Origin of the sequence: Constrictibacter sp. MBR-5 (assembly GCF_040549485.1) — a bacterium.
Lineage (GTDB): Bacteria > Pseudomonadota > Alphaproteobacteria > JAJUGE01 > JAJUGE01 > Constrictibacter.
The window spans coordinates 25,577-47,149 of record NZ_JBEPTK010000012.1; the positions used below are offsets into that span (position 1 = coordinate 25,577).

The following is a 21,573-nucleotide window of genomic DNA, read 5'->3' on the forward strand; positions in this document are numbered from 1 at the left end:
CCGACGCCTGTGCTATGCATCGGCCGACCGCCGTTCTAACGGACGGGTCCCCCGCAGAACCGCCGAGACCGTACCCTCTTGTTCAGATCTCCTCCCTTCGGCCGCAGCGGCGTGCCGCCGCTCTGGCTGCTCGTCATGGCGACGGTCAGCGGCACCCTGTCGCTGCACATCCTCGTCCCCGCCCTGCCCCTCGCCGCCGAGGATCTCGGCGTCAGCGAGGCGGCGATCCAGCAGGCGATCACCCAGTATGTGATCGGCCTCGCGATCGGGCAGCTGATCTACGGACCGTTGTCGGACCGTTTCGGGCGCCGGCCGATCCTGCTCGGCGGGCTGCTGCTCTACACGATCGGCGGCGTCGCGGCGTGGTTGGCGCCGAACGTCCTGGTGCTGATCGGCGCGCGCATCGTGCAGGCGCTGGGCGGCTGCGGCGGCCTCGTCCTGGGCAGGGCGATCCAGCGTGACGTGGCGGGTCCGACGGAGGCGGCGGCGCGGCTCGCCATCCTGACGCTGATCGTCGCACTGGGCCCGGCGCCGGCGCCGCTGGTCGGCAGTTTCCTCGCCGTCGGCTTCGGATGGCGCGCGATCCTGGCGCTGACGGCGGCACTGGGTGCCGTGACGGCGGTGGCGGCCTGCCTGATCCTGCCGGAGACGCACACGGCGCGGCGGACCGGTGGCCTCCTGCGCGCCTACCTGCCGCTGCTGCGCAATCCCGGCTTCCTGGGCTACGCCATCGGCGGCGCCTGCACGACGACCAGCTTCTACGCCTACATCACGGCCTCGCCCTTCATCTTCGTCGACATGCTGCACCGGCCGGTGACCGAGGCGGGCGCCTCCTACATCGTCGTGTTCGGCGGCGTGTCGCTGGGCGCCTTCATCGGCAACCGGCTGATGAAGCGGGTGGCGCCGATCCCGCTGCTCAACGCCGGCAGCACGATCGCCATCCTGGGCACGGCGCTGCTGTTCGCGGCGGCGGTCAGCGGCTTCCTGAGCGTCGCGACGGTGCTGGTGCCGATGGTGATCGTGACGATCGGCTTCGGCATCGCCAGCGCACTCGCCATCACCGGCGCGCTGAGCAGTGCGCCCGACGCGATCGGCGCCGCGTCCGGCCTCTACGGCTTCTCGCAGATGGCGGTGGGCGCGCTGTGCACCCTGCTGGTCGGGATCTGGCCGGCCGACCACGCCGTGGCGGCGGCGTCGGTGATGCTGATCGCGATGCTGATCGGGCGGGGCGCGTTGACGGTCGCGACGCGGCGCGGGTTCGGCACGCCGGACCAGAGCGGGACATGACAGCGGGGGCATGACACGGCGGCTGGGCCAGGACACACTGGCGCCGCCCCGGACCAGCAGGACAGAGCCATGCGCCTCGCCGTCGCCCATTTCGAACTCGAATCCGTCACCTTCCTGCCCGACGAGACGGACATCGCCGACTTCGAGCACGGCGCGCGCCGTGGTGCCGCACTCCTCTCCGGCCTGCGCGGCACGAACACGGTGGTCGGCGGCTTCCTGGCGGTCTGCGAGCGCGAGGGCGTCGAGCCGGTGCCGCTCTTCTCGGTGAGCGCCGGGGCGGCCGCCGCCGCGACCGACGCCGCCTGGGAGAAATATGTCGGCGAGTTGGTCGGCGACCTGAAGACGCTGGGCTCCGGCGTCGACGGGCTGCTGCTCTGCCTGCACGGCGCGCTCGCGACGCCGACGCGGCTGCGCGCCGACATCGCCGTCATGCAGGCCGTGCGCGAGGCCGTTGGCCCCGATTTCCCGATCGGGCTGGCGCTCGACCTGCACGGCAACCTGGGGCGGGAGATCGTCGAACTGCCGACCGTCGTCTGCGGCTACCACTACAGCCCGCACACCGACATGGGCCGCACGGGCGAACGCACCGCCGACCTGTTGATCCGCACGATGCGCGGCGAGATCCGGCCGGTCGCCGGCTTCGCGCGGCCCGACGTCATCATCCCGTCGATCTTCAGCGCGACGGTGCTAGAGCCGCTGGCCGGCATCATGCGCCAGGCGCGCGCCTGGGAGCGGCGCGAGGACAAGGTGCTCGACGTGTCGGTGTTCTGCGGCTTCGCCTATGCCGACGTGCCCGACTGCGGCATGTCGGTGATCGTCATGGCCGACGGCGACGTGGCCCTGGCGCAGCGGGCGGCGGACGACCTGTCCGGCCAGTGCCGCATCCTGCGCCACCAGCTCTACAAGCGCGAACTGGTGCACGGGGTCGAGGACGGCGTCACGCGCGCGGTCGAGGTGGCGAACCGAACCGGCCGGCCCGTCGTCATCCTGGAGCATGCCGACCGGCTGAACGACAGCACCTACGTGCTGCACGAACTGATCCGGCGCGGCATCGGCCCCGCGATGTCGCCCTATATGTGGGACCCGGCGGCGGCCGACGCCTGCATCGCGGCGGGCGCGGGTGCGACGCTGCGCCTGTCGATCGGCGGCCGGAGCTCCGAGAAGGCGGGGCCGCCGGTGGAGGTCGAGGCGAAGGTGCTGTGGGCCGGGCACAAGACTTACCGCATCACCGGGCCGCTGCGCACCGGCATGGTCAACGACCTGGGCAACACGGCGCTGGTCGAGATCGCGGCGGGCGACGCGCGCATCGTGGTCAGCCTCGTCTCGGTCCAGTATTCGGCGATCGACCGCGACCCGTTCGACCAGTTCGGGCTGAAGCCGGAGGATTTCCGGATCGTGCTGCTGCGCTCCAAGACGCATTTCCGCGAGGTCTGGGAGAAGCTGGCGGCGGAGATCGTCATCGTCGACACGCCCGACTGGGGGCCGGCCGACCTGACCACCCTGCCCTATCGCCACATCCCGGACGGCGTGTTTCCGGTGACCCGGCCGGACTGACGGCGAAAAAATGCGGCGGGGGATGTCACGTCCCGGTGCGCCGTCTCGTCATGGCGGCGAACCCGCGCATCGCGGGCAACATGGAGGACGAGATGACACCCCGCTTCGACATCCAGAAGGCCGCACCCGGCGCCTACAAGGCCATGCTCGGCCTGGAGACCTATGTCCGCGGCTGCGGTCTGGAGACGTCGCTGGTCGAACTGGTGAAGATGCGTGCGTCGCAGATCAACGGCTGCGCCTACTGCCTCGATATGCATTCCAAGGACGCCCGCCGCCTGGGCGAGACCGAGCAGCGCCTCTACGTGCTGAGCGGCTGGCACGACTCGCCGGCCTTCACGCCGCGCGAGCGGGCGGCACTCGCCTGGACCGAGGCGCTGACGCTGGTCGCGCAGACGCACGCCCCGGACGACGTCTACGAGGAACTGTGCCGCCACTTCTCCGAGGAGGAGGTGATGAACCTGTCGGTGCTGATCGTCACGATCAACGGCTGGAACCGCCTGTCCATCGGGGCGCGCAACGTGCATCCGGTCGACCGGCCGGCCGCCGCGGCATGAGCGACGGCCCGGCGGCGAGCGACGGCGGGGCGGCCGACTTCGAGCCGCACCGGCGCCGCCTCGCCGGGCTCGCCTATCGCATGCTCGGCTCCGTCGCGGACGCGCAGGACGTGGTCCAGGACGCCTGGCTGCGCTGGCGCACCGTCGACCGGACCACGGTCGACGATCCGCGCGCCTTCCTGGCGCGCATCGTCACGCGCCTGTGCCTGGACCGGCTGAAATCGGCCCGGGCGCAGCGCGAGATCTATGTCGGGCCGTGGCTGCCGGAGCCGGTGATGGACGAGGGCACTTTCGGCATGGAGCCGGGCGCCGAAGCGGCGCTCGACCTGTCGGCGGCGCTGATGCTGGCACTGGAGCGGCTGTCGCCGCTGGAGCGCGCCGCCTTCCTGATGCACGACGTCTTCGACGCGAGTTTCGAGGAGGTCGGTGCGGCGATCGGCCGGCCGGCGGCGACCTGCCGCCAGCTCGCGCTGCGGGCCCGCCGCCACGTGCAAGCGGCGCGCCCGCGCTTCGCGGTGTCGGCCGACGAGGGCGAGAGGATCGCGGCGGCGTTCCGCGACGCCGCGGCCGCGGGGGATGCGACCGCCCTCTCCCGGCTGCTCGCGGAGCAGGCCCTGTTCGTCGCCGACGGCGGCGGCAAGCGCCGTGCCGTGATGAACCCGATCCGAGGCCGCGACCGGATCGTCCGACTGCTCGCCGGCCTGGCGCGGAAGTCGCCCGGGCCGGCCCGCACCTACCTCGCCCGCATCGGCGGGCGGCCCGGCTACGTCACGCTGCAGGCCGACGGAACGCTGCAGACGACGGCGCTGGAGATCGACGACGGCGTCATCGTCGCCGTCCACATCGTGCGCAACCCGGACAAGCTGCGCCACGTGACGCCTCCCGCTTAGACGGTCGGGATGGGAGGTAGCCGGGCGTAGCCTTGCATGTCTCTCTACAAGTCGACCACGCCGTTCGTCCTGCTGCAGGCGATGGCGCTGATCCTGATGATGATCTTCCCGGAGCTGATCACCTGGCTTCCGAACCAGATCATGCGGTAGTCGCAGCGGGTCCGGGGCCTTCCGCCTCGGCCCCGGTCCGATGGACGGATGCACAACCTGTAGCGACACACCTCTGCGAATACGTCGCAATGGCAGCTAAAATGCCGCCAAACGACGGTGCTGCGGCCTCTTCGGCGCCACAACCGCGAAATCCATGTCAAATTCGGCTATTCGGAGGGGTGTCCTCTGGCCATTCGACGTACCTCTTCCGATGAGCAGCCCGATTCCCGCAGCGTCAGCAGCGTCAGCGAGCGGTCGCGCTTGGCGTAGCGGCGGCCGTCCGGCCCGGTGAGCAGGCCGTGATGCAACCATTCCGGCACGGGAAGACCGAGCAGGCCCTGGAGAAGGCGGTGGACGTGCGTCGCCTCGAACAGGTCGCGGCCGCGCGTCACCAGCGACACGCCCTGCAGCGCGTCGTCGACGGTGACGGCCAGGTGATAGCTGGTGGGCACGTCCTTGCGCGCCAGCACCACGTCGCCGAAGCGCTGCGGCGCGGCCGCGACGCGGCCCGCCGCCCGGTCGTGCCAGTCGAGCGGGCCGGCGGCCGCCACCGCCGCCGCCATGTCCAGGCGCAGGGCATAGGCCTCCCCGGCGGCGATCCGTGCCGCGCGCTCGGATGGCGCCAGCCGGCGGCATGTGCCGGGATAGAGCGGGCCGTCGGGTCCGTGCGGCGCCCCGCCGGCCGCGGCGATCTCGGCCTGGATTTCGGCGCGAGTGCAGAAGCAGGGATAGAGCAGGCCCTGTGCGTCGAGGCGGCCGAGGGCCGCGGCATAGTCGTCCATGTGCGCCGACTGGCGGCGCACCGGCGTCTCCCAGTCGAGGCCCAGCCAGGCCAGGTCCTCGAAGATCCCGTCGACGAATTCCGGCCGGCAGCGGCCGGCGTCGATGTCCTCGATCCGCAGCAGGAAGCGCCCGCCCGCCGCGCGCGCGGCGTCGCGGGCGAACAGCGCCGAATAGGCGTGGCCGAGATGCAGCCGTCCGGTCGGACTGGGCGCGAAGCGGGTCACGATCATGGCCGGATGCTATATGCTCGCGGCGATCGAATCCAAAGCGGAGCAACCCGCGCATGGCCCATCCCGCCACGCTGACCGGCCCCTCGCACGGCGCCGCGAGCGGCACCGCGAAACAGCTCGTCGTGCTACTGCACGGCCTGGGCGCCGACGGCAGCGACCTGATCGCGCTGGCGCCGCTGCTGGCCCGCACCCTACCGGACGCGGCTTTCGTGGCGCCCGACGCGCCCTTCCCGTGCGACATGGCCCCCTATGGCCGGCAGTGGTTCAGCGTGCAGGACCGCTCGCCCGGGCCGATCCTGGAGGGGGTGCGGCGGGCGGAGACGTTTCTCGCGCCCTATGTCGACGCACAGCTCGCCTCGCTCGGCCTCGGCGGCGACAGGCTGATCATCGCCGGCTTCAGCCAGGGCACGATGATGGGCCTACACCACGGACTGCGGCGCGCGGCGGAGCCGCTCTGCATCATCGGCTGCTCGGGCCGGCTGCTGGCGCCAGAACTGCTGGCGGAGGAGCGGCGCAACCGGGCGCCGGTGCTCCTCGTGCACGGCGACGCCGACGAGGTGGTGCCGCCGGCGAGCCTGAAGCTGGCGGCGGACGGGCTGGAAGCGGCCGGCATACCGGTCGAGGCGCACATGCTGCGCGGCCTCGGCCACGGCATCGACGAGCGCTGCATCGCGCTGGCCGACGCCTTCCTGCGCAAGGTCGTCACGGGCTGAACGAACCGGCGCGAAAAGGTCGGGGCATGAACACGAATGGGAGAAGGACGGGCATGAGCGGTTCGGTGAAGCGGGTACTGGTGGCGGGCTACGGCACGATGGGGCGCGGCGTGACCCTGTCCTTCGTGCGCGGCGGGTTCGAGACGATCGTGCTGAGCCGCGACCCGTCGCGCATCGCCGACCTGCCCGAGGGAGCGACGGCCGTGTCCGAACTGCCGGCCGAGGCGCCCGACCTGGTGCTGGAGAACGTGCCGGAGAAGGTAGACGTCAAGCACGCGCTCTACCGCCGGCTCGAGGACGCCTATGACGGTGCGCCGATCATCGCGACCAATACGTCAGGCCTGTCGCTGGAGGAACTGGCCGCACCGCTGCGCCATCCGGAGAAATTCATCGGCGCGCACTATCTGCAGCCGGCCGAGGCCTTCCCGCTGGTCGAGGTGATCCGCATCCCGGCAACGAGCGACGAGACCACCGCGCGCACGACCGACGCGATGGAGCGCACCGGCAAGCAGGTGATCACGGTGAACCGGCCGGTGGCGGGATTCCTGTTCAACCGCCTGCAGCACGCCATGCTGCACGAGGCCTACTGGATGATCGAGCAGGGCATCGTCACGGCCGAGGACGTCGACACCTTCGCCCGCCGCGCCTTCGGACCGCGCATGTGCGTGACCGGCGTCATCGAGCAGAAGGACCTGAGCGGCATCGACACCCACGCCCTGTCGCAGCTCGGCATCGTCCCGCACCTGCACCACGGCGCCGAGCCGATCCGGCTGGTCCAGGACATGTACGCCCGCGGCGACCTAGGCGTGAAGACCGGCCGGGGCTTCTACGACTGGACCGGCCGCGACGTGGACGCCTACAAGCGCAAGGCCGCGGAGAAGCTGAAGCGCATCCTGGCGATCATCGAGGAGGAGTGAGGCGACATCGGGTCGGCAGCGTTGATCCGGCCAATCAGCGCACGCTACATGCATCTGAAGGAAGTGAGGCGTTATGGGCAAAGCCAAGCTGAAGAAGATGCCGGTCCTGATGACGGACGAGGAAGCTGAACGCTTCGTCGATACCGCCGACCTCTCCGAGTACGATCTGTCCGGCTTCAAGCCGATGCGCTTCGAGTTTGAGCCGAAGGCGGCGCGGGTCAACATGCGGCTGCCTCAACCGCTGCTCGACGCGGTCAAGGAACAGGCCAAGCGCCGCGGAATCCCTTATCAGCGCTTCATACGCGAGGCCCTGGAACGAGCCACCGCCGCCGGGCGCTAAGCCGCCCGCGCCTCCGCGGCGAGACGGTCGCGGGCGTCGGCGAGGATTTCGAAGGAGTGGACGCGGGCGGCGTGGTCGTAGATCTGGGCGGTGGCCATGATCTCGTCGGCGCCGGTGCGGGCGATGAAGCTCTTGAGGCCGGCACGCACCGTCTCGGGCGATCCCACGACGGCGCAGGAGAGCGCCTGGGCGACCATCGCCTGTTCGTGCGGCGCCCACAGCCCGTCCATGCTGTCGACCGGCGGCGGCAGCTGGCCGGGGCGGCCGCGCCGCAGGGTCAGGAACTGCTGCTGCATCGAGGTGAAGAGGCGTTGCGCCTCCTCGTCCGTGTCGGCGGCATAGACCGGCAGGCCCGCCATCACGTGTGGCTTCGCCATCGTCTCCGACGGCTCGAAGCGTTCGCGATAGATGCGGATCGCCTGCATCAGCATGTCGGGCGCGAAGTGCGAGGCGAAGGCGAAGGGCAGGCCCAGCATCGCCGCGAGCTGCGCGCTGAACATGCTGGAGCCGAGCAGCCAGATCGGAATGTTCAGCCCGGCGCCCGGCACGGCGCGGACCGCCTGGTCCGGCACCGCCGGGCGGAAATAGGCCTGCAGTTCGACCACGTCGCGCGGGAAGGTGTCGCCGTTGTTGCCCATGTCGCGGCGCAGCGCCTGGGCGGTGCGCATGTCGGTGCCCGGCGCGCGGCCGAGGCCGAGATCGATCCGGCCCGGATAGAGCGATTCGAGCGTCCCGAACTGCTCGGCGATCATCAGCGGCGAGTGGTTCGGCAGCATGATCCCGCCGGAGCCGACGCGGATGGTCTTCGTGCCGCCGGCGACGTGGCCGATGACGACCGACGTCGCGGCGCTGGCGATGCCGGGCATGTTGTGATGCTCGGCGAGCCAGTAGCGGCTGTAGCCCAGGCGCTCGGCATGGCGCGCGAGGTCGAGGCTGTTCGCGAAGGCCCGGGCGGCGTCGGCGCCCTGGACGATCGGCGAGAGATCGAGGATGGCGGTGGGGATCATGATCGGTATCTGGGGGCGGCCGGCCCGCTTTCCAGGTGTGGCGTTATCCAGGTGCGGCGTCATCCAGGTGCGGTCAGGCGGGCGCCGGCGTCTGGGTCAGGCAGAGCGTCTTCAGCCGCGGCATGGCCGTTCCGTCCGGCGGCGAACCGACGCTGACCACCGCCGAACCCGCGAGTTCGTCGTCGAAGATCGACATGACACGCCGACGCTCCCCCGCATCGAGCCCCGCCGCGGGATCGTCCATGAAGACCCAGCGCGGCCGGTGCAGCAGCAGGCGCGCGAAGGCCAGGCGCTGCTGCTCGCCGCCGGACAGGGCGCGGTCCCACCGTTCGGCGCGGTCGAGCAGCGGCACCAGCCGGGCGAGCCCGACGCGCCGCAGGGCCGCCGCGACCTCGGCGTCGGCGAAGGCGTCCGGCAGCCCCGGATAGGCCACCGCCGCACGCAGCGTGCCGAGCGGCAGGTAGGGATGATGCGGCATGAACATGATCGCCGAACGGGCTGGACGGCGGATCCGCCCCTCGCCCCATCGCCACAGGCCGGCGATCGCTTTCAGCAGCGTGCTCTTGCCCGAGCCCGAGCCGCCGGACAGGAAGACGCGGTCGCCCGGGCGGATGTCGACCGACGGCTCGCAGGTCGCGATGCCGTCGCCGGGGATCGCCACCTGAACGCCGTCGAGGGATAGGCTCTCGTCGGTGCTCTCCTCCACCGACAGCCGCTCGCGCGCGGCATCGCGCTCGTCCGTGCGATGCAGCGCCTCGCGCAGCAATGCCACACGTACCATCGCGGCGCGCCAGTTGGCGATGGCGGCGAAACTGTCGACGAACCAGCGCATCGCGCTCTGTACCTGGTTGAAGGCGCCGACGACCATCATCAGGCCGCCCAGCGACAGCTCGCCACCGAAATAGCCGGGCGACGCGACGACGATCGGCAGCACCAGGGCGATCCAGCCGTAGCCGGACGTCACCCAGGTCAGGCGCACGAGGCCGAGCGCCACGCGCCGCATCGCCTCGACCACGTTGCCGAGATTGCGGTCGAGCACCAGCCGCTCGGCGCCCTCGCCGCGCTGCAAGGCGATCGTGTCGGCGTTCTCGCTGAAGCGGACGAGCGCGAAGCGCAGCTCCGACTCGCGCTGGAAACGCTCGGCATTGAGCCGGATGAGCGGCCGACCGACGATCCAGGTGAGGATCGAGCCGATGCCCGCATAGGCGAGGGCGCACCAGACCATGTAGCCCGGCACGACCAGCGGCTCACCGTTCCAGGAGAAGACCACCTGGTCGGAGAGCGCCCAGAGCACGCCGACGAAGCTGACCAGCAGGAGCGTCGCCTGGAGCAGACCGGTGCCGAGCTGCGTCGTCAGTTCGGTGAGTTGGCGCGCGTCCTCCTGGATTCGCTGGTCGGGATTGACGCCGAGATCGCTCGTCAGGCCGAGGCGGTAGGCGCGTCCCGGCACCAGCCACTCGCCGAGGATGCGGTGCGTGAGCCATTCGCGCACCCGCACCTTCAGCATCTCGTGAAACCAGGTCTGGGCAACGACGAGCACGAGCAGGCCGCCGACGATGGCGAGAAAGACCAGGAGCTGCTGGCCGAAGACGGCGAGGTTCTTGTCCTCCAGGGCGTCGTAGAAATCGCCGTTCCAGGTGTTCAGCCGCAGCTGCCCGACCATGTTGCAGACGATCACGGCGACCAGCCCGGCGGTCAGCAGCGCGATCCGCCGCACCATCGGCCCGCTGCCCGGCGCCGCCAGCAGCGCCCGTATCTCGCGCAGCAGGCCGAAGCCGCGCGGCACGCCGGTGGTCGCGGAGACGGGTGCCGCGGCCTGCGTCGTCGGCGACAGGACGGGGCCGCGCGGCGGCGCGCCGTCCGGCTTCGGCACCTCGTCCCGGCGCGGCGCGTCGGGCTGATCGTCGGGCACGTCCTGTCTCCGCAGCAGCAGCGATGCCGCCCAGAGTAGCCGATCAGCCGGTCTTCTCGCGCGGGGTGAGGAAGCTGCCCTCCGCGACAAGACGCGCGAAGGGACCGGTGCCGCGGGCGAGATCCTCGAAACGGCCGCGTTCGACCACGCGCCCGGCGTCGAGCACCAGGATCAGGTCGGCGTCCACCACGGTCGACAGGCGGTGCGCGATGACGAAGGTCGTGCGCCCCTGGCGCGCGGCGTCGAGCGCGCGCTTGATCCGGCCCTCCGTCTCGGTGTCGAGGGCGCTGGTCGCCTCGTCGAGGATGAGGATCGGCGCGTTCTTCAGCAGGGCGCGCGCGACGGCGAGGCGCTGGCGCTCGCCGCCCGAGAGCGCCTGGCCGCGCTCGCCGATGACGAAGTCGTAGCCGCCCGGCTTGCGCGCGATGAAGCCGTCGGCGTCGGCGGCGCGGGCGGCCGCCTCGATCTCCTCGTCGGTGGCGTCGGGCTTGCCGATCCGCAGGTTGTCGCGAATCGAGCGGTTGAACAGGCCGGCGTCCTGGAAGACCACCGCGATGGCGTGGCGCAGCGAGGTCAGCGTGGCGCCGCGGATGTCCTGGCCGTCGATCAGGATGCGGCCCGCCGCCGGGTCGCGCAGGCGCTGCAGCAGCGTCACCGTCGTCGTCTTGCCGGAACCGGTGGCCCCGACCAAGGCCACGGTCTTGCCCGGCAGCGCCTCGAAGGACAGGTCGAAGATGCCCTGCTCGGAATTCGGGAACCGGTAGGTGACGTTCTCGAACACGACATGGCCGCGCACCTCCTGCAGCGGCGTCGCGTCCGGCGCCTCCTGCACCTCACCCTTGGCGTTCAGCAGGTCGAAGAACAGGCGGATCGTCGGCACCTGAACGAAGAAGCGCGCGACGAAGCTCGCCAGCGAGTCGAGGCGGCCGATCAGGAGGTTGGCGAAGCCGATGAAGCTGACGATCTCGCCGACCGTCACCTCCCCCGCCGCGGCGAGCCAGCCGCCGACGGCGAAGATGACGACCATGACGATGGTCGCCGCCGCGTGGGTGAGGACCGTGAGGAAGGCCCACCAGGTCAGCACAGGATACTGCGCCGCCAGCAGTTCGCGCATCAGCGCCTGCAGTTCGGCCGCCTCGGCGCGCAGGCGCGCGAAGCTCTGCACCACGGTGACGTTGCCGATGACGTCGCCGACCCGCCCGAACACCTCCTGATGGCGGCCTTCGACCCGTGCCTGCCCCGCCTCGGTGCGGCGAATGACGAAGATGTTCACCGTGACGTAGACGACCGCCAGGACGGCCAGCAGCCCGGCGAGGCGGACGTCCATGAGGATCGCCGTGGGCGCCAGCAGCGCGATGCCGACCACCGCCGACTGATGCTCGCGGAAGAAGCCGAGCCAGACCACGAAGAGCGCGTCGGTGCCGGACAGCATGGCACGGACGACGCGGCCGGACCCCTCGCGGGCATGGTAGGTCGAGGGCAGGTTGATGGCCCGCTCGAAGGCGTCGCTCATCGCCGCCACCCGGCGCCGATGCGCCAGCCGGTCGGCGAACAGGGCGACGACGACGCCGGCCGCGATGCCGCCGACGCCGAGCACGGCCCACAGCGCCACCAGTTCGAACGCCTGCCGCCCGTTGGCGAGCGCGTCGACGACCCGGCCGAACAGGATCGGCTCGGCGAGGTGGACGACCGCAATGATCACGTTCGCGATCGACAGGCCGAGGGCGGTACGCCATTCGGCCTTCAGCAGTGCAAGCGCACGCAGATAGGTGGTGACGAGCGTCATGTGGCGGGACGACCGGACGGCCCGGAACGCCCCCAGCATCCCGGATGAGACGGCTACGCTATTGCCGCGCCGCGGCTTCCGCAACGGCCCCGGCGGGCGGAATCCGTGACGGCCGACACGCCGGCGTCGAGGAGCCGGGCCGCGGGTGCTAGTGTCGCCCGCCCTTCAAGCACCCGCCCTTCAAGCACCGGAGCGACGATGGCCCGCGGATCCCTGCCCGAGATGACGCCCCGCAAACCGTTCCTCGGTCCCTCGGGATTCGACTGGATCTGGTTCCTGTTCAAGATCCACGGCCGTGTCCCCCGCAGGGATCTGTGGCTCCGCCTGGTGCTGCCGGTCTTCGTCATCCAGTTCGTGCTGGTCAGCATCGACATCGCCGTGGGCGGCTTCAATCCCGAGAGCCAGATCGGGACCCTGTCGGGCATCTTCTCGGCGCTGACCGTCTGGCCGGGCATCGCCGTCACGATCAAGCGCCTGCACGACCGCGACCGGCCGGGCTGGTTCATGCTGATCGCGCTGATCCCCTTCATCGGGCCGCTGTGGCTGTTCGTCGAGACCGGGTTTCTCGCCGGCACGCAGGGACCGAACCGGTTCGGGGCGGAACGACGCCCCGACTGACCGGCGCCGGGAACCGGCCGCCGCGGCACTTGTTTACGGTGGTCCGCTTTAGGACGCTTTCCGTGGGGCTCACGACATGAGTTGGATCATCGTCCTCATCCTGCTGATCCTCCTGATCGGCGCGATCCCCTCCTGGCCGCACAGCGCCGGTTGGGGCTATTACCCGAGCGGCGGGCTGGGCATCGTCCTGATCATCGTGATCGTCCTGCTGCTGATGGGCAGGATCTGAGGGCGCCGGCCGACGCCTGGATGAGAGACGGCGACGTCACAGGCGCCGGAGTTCGTGGAAAAAACCCACCAGGATGAAGTCGACCCGGTGGCCTTCCGCCGACAGCGGCAGTGCCAGGCGGTACAGGTCGCCTGCGCGGCCGCTGTCGGCGGTGAAGGCGCCGGTGCTGTACCAGGGCTTCCTGTCCGACACCATCGCCGCATAGGCCGCGAAGATGCCGTCGTCGAGGACGGCAACGCCTTCGTCATCCAGGAACTTCCCCGTCGCGTCGAAGCCGCGCGCGGCCGACACGGCGGAGCCCTCGACGCGGATCCGGAAGCGCGGCGGCCGCCCGACCACCTCGTTTAGCAGGATGTTGGGCAACAGCGCCGGGATGTGCAGCGGGTCGAAAAGCCGCCTGAGCGGCATGTCGCGGTCGCCGCGAAGTCCGTGCCAGTAATCGTAAAGGGTCACCAGCTTCGGATGGCCGATGCCGCCGCGGAAATCGGCGCCGGGCCCGGCCCCCTCTCGTCTGTCCAACCTTCCTCCAGTCTCGGCACGCCGCCCCCGCGCGCCATTCGCTGTACGCGTCGCTATCAACCGTAGGCCGGGGCCCACCCGGGGGCCTCCGGCCGCTCCCGCGGCTCCGTCTCGTCCTGCAGGACCAGCATTACCCGGCCGACGAAGACCCTGTCCATCGCCGTGTCGGGGCGGCGCCGGCGTGTCCGGAACGACGCCGTCGCGGTGGCAACATCGTCAGGGCGACGGCGGGCCGGCCGCAGGCTGTCCGCCCCGCACCAGTTCCACCGGGGTACGCATGAATATCTCGCGATGCGGGAAGGGAATCGATATCCCTGCGGCCTTGAAGGCGTCCCAGAGCGCGATCAGCACCTGACCGCGCACGTTGGTCAGGCCGCTGCGCGGATCCGAAATCCAGAAGCGCAGCTTGAAGTCCAGGGACGAGGCGCCGAAGGCGGTGAGCCAGCAGACGGGCTCGCGATAGGCGGCGACGCGCTCGATGGTCTTGGCGGTTTCGATCGCCAGACGCGACACCTCGTGCGGATCGCTGTCGTAGGCAACGCCGAAATCGACGTCGATCCGCACATACTCGCTGGAGAAGGACCAGTTTACCACGCGCTGGGTGATGAAGTCCTCGTTCGGGATGAGGTATTCGCGGCCGTCGCGGGTGAGGACGGAGACGAAGCGCGCGCGCAGGTCGCGGACCCAGCCGAAGGTGTCGCCGAGGCTGATCGTGTCGCCGGGCTTTATCGACTTGTCGAGCAGGATGATGATGCCCGAGATGAAGTTGGAGACGACCTTCTGCAGGCCGAAGCCGATGCCGACGCCGACAGCGCCGCCGAACACCGCCAGGGCCGTGAGATCGACGCCGGTCGCGGCGAGCGCGAAGGCGCCGGCCAGCAGGATGAGACCGATCTTGGCGAGCTTGCCGATCAGCACCTTGAAGGACGGCGAGAGATCCTCGGAACGGTCGATCCAGTGGGCGAACATGTTGCCGAGGAAGACCGCGAGCCAGACGAGGGCCACGGTGACCGCAACGACCTTCAGCGCCAGGAGCAGCGAGACGCGCATCCTGCCCAGCGTCAGCGCCGGACCGTCGAGGGCCGCGAGAACCGCCGCGTCAATGCCGATGACGACCAGCGCCACATAGAACCAGATCAGGATGCCGACGGTGCGCGCCACGGTGCGGTTGCGGATGACGCGCGTCAGGACGGAGATGACGAACCAGGCGGTGGCGAGGGTCAGGGCGGCGTCGAGCAGCAGGGCTTCCGCCGGCCAGGCCAGCCGTTCCAGCGCGAACCGCACGATCCACAGCATGACGATCGCGAACAGCCAGCGCAGCCGCCGCATGAAGGCGATGGCGAGGCGCAGCAGGTCCGGATTGCCCTTGATCGACCGGGCCTTGTCCTCGACGGCGGGCGCAAAGCGGCGGGACAGCAATACCGCAAGGAGGCCGGCGACGACGATCGCGCCGAGTTGGACCAGTACCCACGCATCGAGCAGCAGCGGAACCTGCGTCGTCGCGGTCTCCGCCAGATCGCGGGCGATGTCGGCAAGATCCGCTTCCATCTAGCGACGCCTCGCCCGGCCGGTCCTGCTCATCCGCTTGCCCCCTGTCGAATGGCCTTCGTCGACGGCCCGTATCGCGGCGGCCCGCGCGAGCGGCAGGCCCTTCCTCTGTCATAGGGTCGCCGGGCGGCGGGTCAAATCCATGACACCGCACCCTCGACAGCCGGCACCGGGCCGCGCATCTTGAGGGCGGCAGCAGAGCGAGGTGCGCAGGTATGGCGGACGAATCGATCGAGGCACTGGAACGCGCGTGGCAGGACCTGTTCCACCGGATCCTGAAGGCGGGGCGGGAACAGGGCGAGCGTGCCGCCTTCGATCGCATCCTCCAGTCGATCCAGGCAGCCGCCGCGCAGACCGCACCGGCCGCGGCGACGCCCGCCGGTCAGGAGACGGGCGCCGCCGGAAGCGGGGACGAGCGGCAGCAGGTCGTGCCGCTGCGCGGCACCGCGCGCGAATGGGATCCGCCGAAGGGCGGCGACCGCGACGCCGGCGGCTGAGACGCCCCGGCCTCGGGCCGGCGCCTCAGTAGTAGATCTTCTTCGGGTCCATGCCGGTGTAGAGGCCAGCCACCTGCTCGGCATAGCCGTTGTAGAGCTGCGTCGGCACCATCTCGTCGGTGCCGATGAGCCGTTCCTTCGCCTGGCTCCAGCGCGGGTGCGAGACCTCCGGGTTCACGTTGGCGTAGAAGCCGTACTCGCTCGACTGCAGCGCCTCCCAGTAGCCCACCGGCTGCTCGTCGGTGAAGGTGAAGCGGACGATCGACTTGATCGACTTGAAGCCGTACTTCCAGGGCAGCGCCAGCCTGAGCGGCGCGCCGTTCTGCTTCGGCACGGGCTTGCCGTAGATGCCCGTCACCAGGAAGGCGAGGTCGTTGTTCGCCTCGTCCATGCGCAGCCCCTCGGTGTAGGGCCAGGGATACCAGAACTGCTTCTGGCCGGGGGCCACGGCGGCGTTCTGGAAGGTCTGCATCTTCAGGAACTTCGCACTGCCCAGCGGCTTCGCCATCGCCACCAGCTTGGCCAGCGGGAAGCCCGTCCACGGCACCGCCATCGACCAAGCCTCGACGCAGCGGTGCCGGTAGAGGCGCTCCTCGAGCGGCATCTTGCGGACCAACTCGTCGAAGTCGAGGGTCATCTCCTTCTCGACCATGCCGTCGATCTTCACCTGCCAGGGCTGGATCGGCAGCTTCTGGGCGGCCTTCACGATGTCCTTGCTGGTCCCGAACTCGTAGAAATTGTTGTAGCTCGTCGCCACCGCCTCGTCGGTCAGCGGCCGGTCGAGCGTGAAGGCCGGGTTACGGGCCGCCGGATAGAGATCGGCCGCGGGACCTTCGGCGGTCGCGGCACGCGCGCGCATGCCGGCGCCGATGCTGCCGGCGGCCAGCACCGCCGGCGCGGCGGCGGCGGCGGCGATCACCGCGCGTCGCGAGAAGAACAGGCTCTCCGGTGTCGCGGCGCTCTCGGGGATTTCCCAACCGCGCCTTCGGCGAATCAACATGCCGATCCTCACTCCGTTTGCGTGCACTACCTTGGCTGTTCGTTATAGGCCGGCCGTTCGTTACGACCGGCCCCGAACGCCGTCCGGCGGCGCCACGTTTGCGTGAAGAGGCGCGCGCCCTGCGTCAGGCGGCGGCGCGCGCCTCCCGGACCAGCGGCCGGTCGGCGATCGGGAAGTGGATGATCGCGGCGAACAGGCCGAGCGCGATGGCGATCAGCCAGACACCGTTGTAGGAGCCCGTCAGGTCGTAGAGGTAGCCGCCGAGCCAGGCGCCGAGGAAGGCACCGACCTGATGCCCGAAGAAGACGAAGCCGAACAGCGTCGCGAAATAGCGCAGGCCGAAGATCTGGCCGACGATGCCGCTGGTCAGCGGCACCGTGCTGAGCCACAGCAGGCCCATCGCCGCGGCGAAGAGCTGGGTCGAGATCGCCGTCACCGGCAGGACCAGATAGACCGCGATGACCACCGAGCGCGCGGCGTAGATGCCCGACAGCAGGTACTTCTTGCGGAAGCGGTCGCCGAGCGCGCCGGCGACGTTCGTGCCCACCAGGTTGAAGAGGCCGATCAGCGACAGCGCCGTGGCGCCGGTCATCGCCGGCAGGCCGCAGATCACGGCATAGGCCGGCAGGTGCGTCATGATCAGCGAGACGTGGAAGCCGCAGACGAAGAAGCCGGCCGTCAGATAGAGGAAGCCGCTGTGGCCGGTCGCCTCGGTCAGCGCCTGGCGCAGCGTCTGGTCGGCGCTCGGATCCTCCTGCTTCGCGGCGCTGTTGCCGCCGAGGGCCAGGCTGACGGCGAGCAGCGCCGAGACGCCGGCGGTCGCCGACATGATCGTCAGCGCGCCCGACCAGCCGAACCGCTCGATCAGCCCCTGCGCCAGCGGCGAGAAAATCAGCTGCCCGAAGGAGGCGCCGGCGGTCATGATGCCCATGACCAGGGTGCGCCGATGGGCCGGCGTGACGCGCGCCGCCGCCCCGAGGATGACGCCGAGCCCGGCGCCGCTGCCGCCGAGCGCGATCAGCACGGCCGAGCCGAAATAGAGGTCGTAGGGGCTGGAGACGTTGGCCATCCAGAACACGCCAGCGGCGTAGAGCAGCATGCCGACGGCCACCACCTTGCCGGCGCCCCAGCGGTCGGCGACCATCCCGGCCAGCGGCTGCAGCAGCCCCCAGAGGAAGTGCTGGAGGCCCATCGCCAGGGCGAAAACCGAGAAGGACCAGCCGAGATCGCGGCTCATCGGCTCGAGGAAGACGCCGAAGCTGAAGCGCGTCCCCATGCTGACGGCGAGCACCAGGAAGCCGGAGACGAGCACGACGATGGCAGCGGGGGACATGGCGGATCCTCGGGACAGCCCGCCTCTCGGGCGGGACATCGGCTAGCGTAGCGTGGGCCGTTTCTGTCGGAAACGGCCGATTTCTGCCAATCACGCCACCCGACCGCCAGATCCTGCCATGCGGGCGCCGCCGCCTCAGGCGGCGGCCGGCTTCACCGCCTCGGGAAGGAACAGCAGCCGGACATAGGACCGGAACATCATCACCTGGGCGGCGAGGAGCTTCGGCTCGTCCAGGGCCTTGGAGAGGACGATGCCGCCTTCGACGATGCCGGACAGCATGTCGGCCAGCGCCTCCAGGCTGACGTCGTCGCGTATCGGATAGCGTGCCGCGATCTCCTCGAGGACGGCGACGAAGCGCTCCCGCCATGCCAGGACGGCCCTACGGTTCAGCGCCCGCACGTCGGCATCGTAGGTCCGCTCGGCATAGCAGAAGGTCGCGACCAGGCAGCCCGGATGCGCGCCCGGCAGGTCGGCCATCATTTCCGAGAACAGCTTCAGGCCGATCAGGAAGGCGTGCAGCGGATCGTCGTGCAGTTCGCGCGCCCGGGCGAACAGGCCGTCAAGGATCGCCTCGTCGGTGGCGATGTGCCGCTTCAGGAGGGCGCGGGCGAGTTCGTTCTTGTCCTTGAAATGATAGAAGAAGCCGCTCTTGGTGATCTCGGCCTCGGCGATGATCTCGTCGATCGACGTGGCGCCGAAGCCTTTCGAGAGGATCGCCGCCTCGGCGATGTCCATCAGCCGCTCGCGCGTCACCTGCCCCTTACGCATAGTGATTCCCCTCACTGTACCGCAGGTACGGTTTCAACGGGCGCCACCGGCACCGCGCGAATCCATTCCCGGCTATGGAGTTGAAACCGCTGTCGAATCCGCGACACCCGGCACCTTACCGCAATCCTACTATGTTCAGCGGGATTCGGGGGGCATTTTCCCGACCTCGAACAACCGACGAGGCCATACCGATGATCCGCGCCAAGTACAGGCACTCTCTGCCACAGCTCAACGGCCGCACGTTGCTGACCGACGGCGGCCTGGAGACTACACTCATTTTTCACGAAGGGGTGGACATCCCCTATTTCGCGTCCTTCGACCTTCTGCGGACGCGCGAAGGGCGGAGCCGCATCAAGCAGTATTACGAGCGCTATCTCGACATCGCGCTGACACGCAAGATCGGCTTCGTGCTCGATACACCGACCTGGCGGGCGAGCCGGGACTGGGGCGAAAAGTTGGGCTACAGTCCGACGGCGCTCGCCACGATCAACCGCGAGGCGGTGGAATTGATGTTCGAACTGCGCGATGCGCACGAGACGCCGGACACGCCGCTGGTGGTGAGCGGCAACGTCGGGCCGCGCGGCGACGGCTACAATCCGGCCTTCATGATGTCCGCCGACGAGGCCGAGGCCTACCATGCGGTCCAGGTCGGCGTGTTCGCCGAGGCCGGCGTCGACATGATCACCGTCATGACCATGAACTACGTGGCGGAGGCCACGGGCATCGCGCGCGCCGCCGCGTCGGCCGGCCTGCCCTGCGCCATGTCGTTCACCGTGGAGACCGACGGGCGGCTGCCGACGGGCCAGCCCCTGGGCGAGGCGATCGAGGAGGTGGACCGGGAGACAAGGTCCGCGCCGGCCTACTTCATGATCAACTGCGCCCATCCGGACCATTTCCGCGCGGTCATCGACGGGTCGGCGGCGTGGACGAAGCGCGTGGGTGGCCTGCGCGCCAACGCCTCGCGCCAGAGCCATGCCGAACTCGACGCCAGCGAGACCCTTGACGCGGGAAACGCGGCCGAACTCGGCCAGGACTATGCCGTCCTGGCGCGCCTGCTGCCGAACATGCGGGTGCTGGGCGGCTGCTGCGGCACGGACCACAGGCACGTGACGGCGATCGCCGACGCCGTCTGCCGGTAGCACGATCGGGCCGATCGCCGCCGAGCGGGCCGCCGGCTTGGCGGCGGCGGGCGGAGGGGGCATTGTGCGGGTCGCCCCGCCGCAGAGATCGTCCCCTTGCTCGACCCGAACATCCTTCTGCCGCTACTGGCCAAGATGCTGGCGACGGCCCTGGTCGTCGTCTCGGCCTCCGTCGCCGCGGAGCGCGCGGGCTCGGTGCTGGGCGCGCTGATCCTGGCGCTGCCGATCTCGGCGGGGCCGGGCACTGCCATGCGTCAAGAGTTCAGAAGCCGCTCCCACTCCTGACGCCCATGGAGCACCCGAACAATCAGAACGCCGGCGTCATCGACGACATAGATGATCACATGCGCCTGAAAGGGATGCACTCTCACCGGTGGGACCAGTTCCGTTCGCTCACGCGCGATGCGCGGGTTGTCCGCCAGCAGATCGAATACGGCGACCAGATCCTCATGATAGCGTTCGGCCTGAATGGTCCCAAATTCCGCCGCGCCCCGCACGTAGATATCAAAGATGTCCCGCGCGGCTTTTCGCGTCGTTCTATAGCGTATCGTCCCGGGCGTTTCTGACCCGTCTCCGCGCAGCTTCCAGAACTTCGGTGATCGAACGGTCGCTCACCCCGCTTTCCAACCCTTCCGCGATCAGCTGTTGAAGCTCGGCGAGCTTGGCCACCCGCTCCTGATCGCGCCGGATAAGATCGCGGACATAATCGCTGGCATTGCTGTAACGCCCGGTCGCGGCCTGCGCTTCGACCCAATCCTTCATCGGATCGGGCAGCGATACGTTCATTGTCGCCATGATCACCTCCGACGCGAAGATGGCAAACCTTGGCAATGCCTGTCAATTCGCGCGCGATGGACCATCATCCGGTAGGCGACGCCCCCGCCGATAATGGGTCCGCCCGGCGCGCTCGTGCGGGCCGCCCGCTTGGCGGCGGCGGGCGGAGGGGGCATTGTGCGGGTCGCCCCGCCGCAGAGATCGTCCCCTTGCTCGACCCGAACATCCTTCTGCCGCTGCTGGCCAAGATGCTGGCGACGGCCCTGGTCGTCGTCTCGGCCTCCGTCGCCGCGGAGCGCGCAGGCTCGGTGCTGGGTGCGCTGATCCTGGCGCTGCCGATCTCGGCGGGACCGGGCTACGCCTTCCTGGCGCTGCGCGCCGACGACGCGTTCGTCGCGGACACGGCGCTGCACAGCTTCGCGGTGCAGGGTGCCATCGTCGCCTTCCTGTTCGTCTACGTGTCGGTGGCGCAGCGCCTGTCGGCGGCGGCGAGCCTCGCGGCGGCGCTGGCGGCCTGGCTGCCCTGCGCCGTCCTCGTGCAGCAGTTCGACATCGGCCTGCCGATCGCGCTCACACTGACGGCGGCCTCCTTCACCTTCGGCTTCCTGTTCATCCGCAGTCCGGCCTGGATGCCGCCCTCGAACCGCGCCCGCCGCGGCCGGGCGGACCTCATCGTCCGCGCCGTCATCACCGGCGTGCTGGTCGCGGTGGTGGTGACGGTCAGCGACGCCATCGGCCCGGCGGCGACCGGTGTCGCGCTGGTCTTTCCGGTCAGCCTGACGACGATCAGCTGGATCATGCACCGGCGCTATGGCGGTGCGGCGGCCGCCGCCGTGCTGGGCGCCACGCTGCGGCCGCTGTTCGGCTTCCTGGCTTTCCTGCTGGCGCTGCACCTGCTGGCCGAGCCGATCGGCACGCCGCTCGCCCTGGCCGCGGCGGTCGGCTGCTCGGTGCTGTGGTCGCTGGTGCTGCTGGCGCGGCTCGGGCCGCTGAAGCGGGCGCGCGCCCGCTGACAGGCGTCGGCC

General features: G+C 70.0%; 24 protein-coding genes. 13 read left to right on the top strand and 11 right to left on the bottom strand.

Annotated elements, in window-relative coordinates; all coding sequences use genetic code 11:
- The first annotated feature begins 78 nt into the window (after positions 1-78).
- From ABIE65_RS20585 to ABIE65_RS20600, 4 genes are all read left to right on the top strand, one after another.
- Positions 79-1,287: a multidrug effflux MFS transporter gene (locus tag ABIE65_RS20585; protein ID WP_354080342.1), complete on the top strand. Its 1,209-nt coding sequence runs from the start codon at positions 79-81 to the stop codon at positions 1,285-1,287.
- A 69-nt stretch (positions 1,288-1,356) separates the two neighbouring features.
- Positions 1,357-2,841, top strand: a complete 1,485-nt coding sequence (locus ABIE65_RS20590; protein ID WP_354080343.1) for a M81 family metallopeptidase — start codon at positions 1,357-1,359, stop codon at positions 2,839-2,841.
- 35 nt (positions 2,842-2,876) lie between these two features.
- On the top strand, positions 2,877-3,395 hold the full coding sequence (locus ABIE65_RS20595; protein WP_354080344.1) for a carboxymuconolactone decarboxylase family protein: 519 nt from the start codon (positions 2,877-2,879) through the stop codon (positions 3,393-3,395).
- Positions 3,392-4,285, top strand: a complete 894-nt coding sequence (locus ABIE65_RS20600) for a sigma-70 family RNA polymerase sigma factor (protein ID WP_354080345.1) — start codon at positions 3,392-3,394, stop codon at positions 4,283-4,285. Before ABIE65_RS20595 ends, ABIE65_RS20600 begins: the two co-directional genes overlap by 4 nt.
- 317 nt (positions 4,286-4,602) lie before the next feature.
- On the opposite strand, the gene gluQRS is transcribed toward ABIE65_RS20600, so the two are convergent.
- A complete protein-coding gene (gene gluQRS, locus ABIE65_RS20605) occupies positions 4,603-5,448 on the bottom strand; it encodes a tRNA glutamyl-Q(34) synthetase GluQRS (RefSeq protein ID WP_354080346.1) in 846 nt (281 codons plus the stop codon).
- Between the two features lie 53 nt (positions 5,449-5,501).
- Between gluQRS and ABIE65_RS20610 the strand changes: the two genes are divergently transcribed.
- From ABIE65_RS20610 to ABIE65_RS20620, 3 genes are all read left to right on the top strand, one after another.
- A complete protein-coding gene (locus ABIE65_RS20610; protein ID WP_354080347.1) occupies positions 5,502-6,161 on the top strand; it encodes an alpha/beta hydrolase in 660 nt (219 codons plus the stop codon).
- Between the two features lie 53 nt (positions 6,162-6,214).
- Complete coding sequence (locus ABIE65_RS20615) at positions 6,215-7,078, top strand: 3-hydroxyacyl-CoA dehydrogenase family protein (RefSeq protein WP_354080348.1); 864 nt, start codon at positions 6,215-6,217, stop codon at positions 7,076-7,078.
- Positions 7,079-7,175: 97 nt separating this feature from the next.
- Positions 7,176-7,418, top strand: coding sequence for a CopG family antitoxin (locus ABIE65_RS20620; RefSeq protein ID WP_354080349.1), 243 nt, complete (start codon positions 7,176-7,178; stop codon positions 7,416-7,418).
- Here ABIE65_RS20620 and ABIE65_RS20625 read toward each other — a convergent pair.
- The 3 genes from ABIE65_RS20625 to ABIE65_RS20635 form a co-directional block, all read right to left on the bottom strand.
- Positions 7,415-8,425 carry an LLM class flavin-dependent oxidoreductase gene (locus ABIE65_RS20625; protein ID WP_354080350.1) on the bottom strand — a complete coding sequence of 337 codons (1,011 nt, stop codon included), beginning with the start codon at positions 8,423-8,425 and terminating at the stop codon, positions 7,415-7,417. The genes ABIE65_RS20620 and ABIE65_RS20625 overlap by 4 nt on opposite strands.
- A gap of 73 nt (positions 8,426-8,498) precedes the next feature.
- Positions 8,499-10,337, bottom strand: coding sequence for an ABC transporter ATP-binding protein/permease (locus ABIE65_RS20630; protein WP_354080351.1), 1,839 nt, complete (start codon positions 10,335-10,337; stop codon positions 8,499-8,501).
- Positions 10,338-10,380: 43 nt separating this feature from the next.
- Complete coding sequence (locus tag ABIE65_RS20635; RefSeq protein ID WP_354080352.1) at positions 10,381-12,123, bottom strand: glucan ABC transporter ATP-binding protein/ permease; 1,743 nt, start codon at positions 12,121-12,123, stop codon at positions 10,381-10,383.
- A gap of 198 nt (positions 12,124-12,321) precedes the next feature.
- On the opposite strand from ABIE65_RS20635, the gene ABIE65_RS20640 reads away from it, so the two are divergent.
- The gene (locus ABIE65_RS20640; protein ID WP_354080353.1) at positions 12,322-12,741 is read left to right on the top strand and encodes a DUF805 domain-containing protein; all 420 of its coding nucleotides are present in this window, start codon (positions 12,322-12,324) and stop codon (positions 12,739-12,741) included.
- A 76-nt stretch (positions 12,742-12,817) separates the two neighbouring features.
- A complete protein-coding gene (locus ABIE65_RS20645; protein ID WP_354080354.1) occupies positions 12,818-12,970 on the top strand; it encodes a DUF3309 family protein in 153 nt (50 codons plus the stop codon).
- 36 nt (positions 12,971-13,006) lie between these two features.
- Here ABIE65_RS20645 and ABIE65_RS20650 read toward each other — a convergent pair whose 3' ends face one another.
- Together ABIE65_RS20650 and ABIE65_RS20655 are read right to left on the bottom strand one after the other, a co-directional pair.
- Positions 13,007-13,489: a PAS domain-containing protein gene (locus ABIE65_RS20650; protein ID WP_354080355.1), complete on the bottom strand. Its 483-nt coding sequence runs from the start codon at positions 13,487-13,489 to the stop codon at positions 13,007-13,009.
- A 216-nt stretch (positions 13,490-13,705) separates the two neighbouring features.
- The gene (locus ABIE65_RS20655) at positions 13,706-15,037 is read right to left on the bottom strand and encodes a mechanosensitive ion channel family protein (protein WP_354080356.1); all 1,332 of its coding nucleotides are present in this window, start codon (positions 15,035-15,037) and stop codon (positions 13,706-13,708) included.
- 215 nt (positions 15,038-15,252) lie between these two features.
- On the opposite strand from ABIE65_RS20655, the gene ABIE65_RS20660 reads away from it, so the two are divergent.
- Positions 15,253-15,534 carry a hypothetical protein gene (locus tag ABIE65_RS20660; RefSeq protein ID WP_354080357.1) on the top strand — a complete coding sequence of 94 codons (282 nt, stop codon included), beginning with the start codon at positions 15,253-15,255 and terminating at the stop codon, positions 15,532-15,534.
- A 25-nt stretch (positions 15,535-15,559) separates the two neighbouring features.
- On the opposite strand, the gene msrP is transcribed toward ABIE65_RS20660, so the two are convergent.
- From msrP to ABIE65_RS20675, 3 genes are all read right to left on the bottom strand, one after another.
- Positions 15,560-16,534: a protein-methionine-sulfoxide reductase catalytic subunit MsrP gene (msrP, locus tag ABIE65_RS20665; RefSeq protein WP_354080358.1), complete on the bottom strand. Its 975-nt coding sequence runs from the start codon at positions 16,532-16,534 to the stop codon at positions 15,560-15,562.
- A 124-nt stretch (positions 16,535-16,658) separates the two neighbouring features.
- Positions 16,659-17,867 (bottom strand): MFS transporter, encoded by a 1,209-nt coding sequence (locus ABIE65_RS20670; protein ID WP_354080360.1) that lies wholly within the window; start codon positions 17,865-17,867, stop codon positions 16,659-16,661.
- A 135-nt stretch (positions 17,868-18,002) separates the two neighbouring features.
- On the bottom strand, positions 18,003-18,635 hold the full coding sequence (locus ABIE65_RS20675) for a TetR/AcrR family transcriptional regulator (protein ID WP_354080361.1): 633 nt from the start codon (positions 18,633-18,635) through the stop codon (positions 18,003-18,005).
- Positions 18,636-18,826: 191 nt separating this feature from the next.
- Here ABIE65_RS20675 and ABIE65_RS20680 point away from each other — a divergent pair, with 191 nt between their 5' ends.
- Positions 18,827-19,774: a homocysteine S-methyltransferase family protein gene (locus tag ABIE65_RS20680; protein WP_354080362.1), complete on the top strand. Its 948-nt coding sequence runs from the start codon at positions 18,827-18,829 to the stop codon at positions 19,772-19,774.
- A 96-nt stretch (positions 19,775-19,870) separates the two neighbouring features.
- The gene (locus ABIE65_RS20685) at positions 19,871-20,059 is read left to right on the top strand and encodes a hypothetical protein (protein WP_354080363.1); all 189 of its coding nucleotides are present in this window, start codon (positions 19,871-19,873) and stop codon (positions 20,057-20,059) included.
- Here ABIE65_RS20685 and ABIE65_RS20690 read toward each other — a convergent pair.
- Positions 20,029-20,271, bottom strand: a complete 243-nt coding sequence (locus tag ABIE65_RS20690; protein WP_354080364.1) for a type II toxin-antitoxin system RelE/ParE family toxin — start codon at positions 20,269-20,271, stop codon at positions 20,029-20,031. The two genes, ABIE65_RS20685 and ABIE65_RS20690, sit on opposite strands and share 31 nt — an antisense overlap.
- A gap of 40 nt (positions 20,272-20,311) precedes the next feature.
- The gene (locus ABIE65_RS20695; RefSeq protein ID WP_354080365.1) at positions 20,312-20,569 is read right to left on the bottom strand and encodes a type II toxin-antitoxin system ParD family antitoxin; all 258 of its coding nucleotides are present in this window, start codon (positions 20,567-20,569) and stop codon (positions 20,312-20,314) included.
- A gap of 188 nt (positions 20,570-20,757) precedes the next feature.
- Here ABIE65_RS20695 and ABIE65_RS20700 point away from each other — a divergent pair, with 188 nt between their 5' ends.
- On the top strand, positions 20,758-21,561 hold the full coding sequence (locus ABIE65_RS20700) for a hypothetical protein (RefSeq protein ID WP_354080367.1): 804 nt from the start codon (positions 20,758-20,760) through the stop codon (positions 21,559-21,561).
- Positions 21,562-21,573: the final 12 nt, after the last annotated feature.

Bases quoted from the DNA above. Each gene is read 5' to 3' on its own strand.
- ABIE65_RS20695 (WP_354080365.1), bottom strand. From the start codon at position 20,569: ATGGCGACAATGAACGTATCGCTGCCCGATCCGATGAAGGATTGGGTC.
- ABIE65_RS20675 (WP_354080361.1), bottom strand. From the start codon at position 18,635: ATGCGTAAGGGGCAGGTGACGCGCGAGCGGCTGATGGACATCGCCGAG.
- ABIE65_RS20635 (WP_354080352.1), bottom strand. From the start codon at position 12,123: ATGACGCTCGTCACCACCTATCTGCGTGCGCTTGCACTGCTGAAGGCC.
- ABIE65_RS20615 (WP_354080348.1), top strand. From the start codon at position 6,215: ATGAGCGGTTCGGTGAAGCGGGTACTGGTGGCGGGCTACGGCACGATG.
- ABIE65_RS20600 (WP_354080345.1), top strand. From the start codon at position 3,392: ATGAGCGACGGCCCGGCGGCGAGCGACGGCGGGGCGGCCGACTTCGAG.
- ABIE65_RS20660 (WP_354080357.1), top strand. From the start codon at position 15,253: ATGGCGGACGAATCGATCGAGGCACTGGAACGCGCGTGGCAGGACCTG.
- ABIE65_RS20620 (WP_354080349.1), top strand. From the start codon at position 7,176: ATGCCGGTCCTGATGACGGACGAGGAAGCTGAACGCTTCGTCGATACC.
- ABIE65_RS20640 (WP_354080353.1), top strand. From the start codon at position 12,322: ATGGCCCGCGGATCCCTGCCCGAGATGACGCCCCGCAAACCGTTCCTC.
- ABIE65_RS20670 (WP_354080360.1), bottom strand. From the start codon at position 17,867: ATGTCCCCCGCTGCCATCGTCGTGCTCGTCTCCGGCTTCCTGGTGCTC.
- ABIE65_RS20645 (WP_354080354.1), top strand. From the start codon at position 12,818: ATGAGTTGGATCATCGTCCTCATCCTGCTGATCCTCCTGATCGGCGCG.
- ABIE65_RS20590 (WP_354080343.1), top strand. From the start codon at position 1,357: ATGCGCCTCGCCGTCGCCCATTTCGAACTCGAATCCGTCACCTTCCTG.
- ABIE65_RS20625 (WP_354080350.1), bottom strand. From the start codon at position 8,425: ATGATCCCCACCGCCATCCTCGATCTCTCGCCGATCGTCCAGGGCGCC.
- ABIE65_RS20655 (WP_354080356.1), bottom strand. From the start codon at position 15,037: ATGGAAGCGGATCTTGCCGACATCGCCCGCGATCTGGCGGAGACCGCG.
- gluQRS (WP_354080346.1), bottom strand. From the start codon at position 5,448: ATGATCGTGACCCGCTTCGCGCCCAGTCCGACCGGACGGCTGCATCTC.
- msrP (WP_354080358.1), bottom strand. From the start codon at position 16,534: ATGTTGATTCGCCGAAGGCGCGGTTGGGAAATCCCCGAGAGCGCCGCG.
- ABIE65_RS20610 (WP_354080347.1), top strand. From the start codon at position 5,502: ATGGCCCATCCCGCCACGCTGACCGGCCCCTCGCACGGCGCCGCGAGC.
- ABIE65_RS20680 (WP_354080362.1), top strand. From the start codon at position 18,827: ATGATCCGCGCCAAGTACAGGCACTCTCTGCCACAGCTCAACGGCCGC.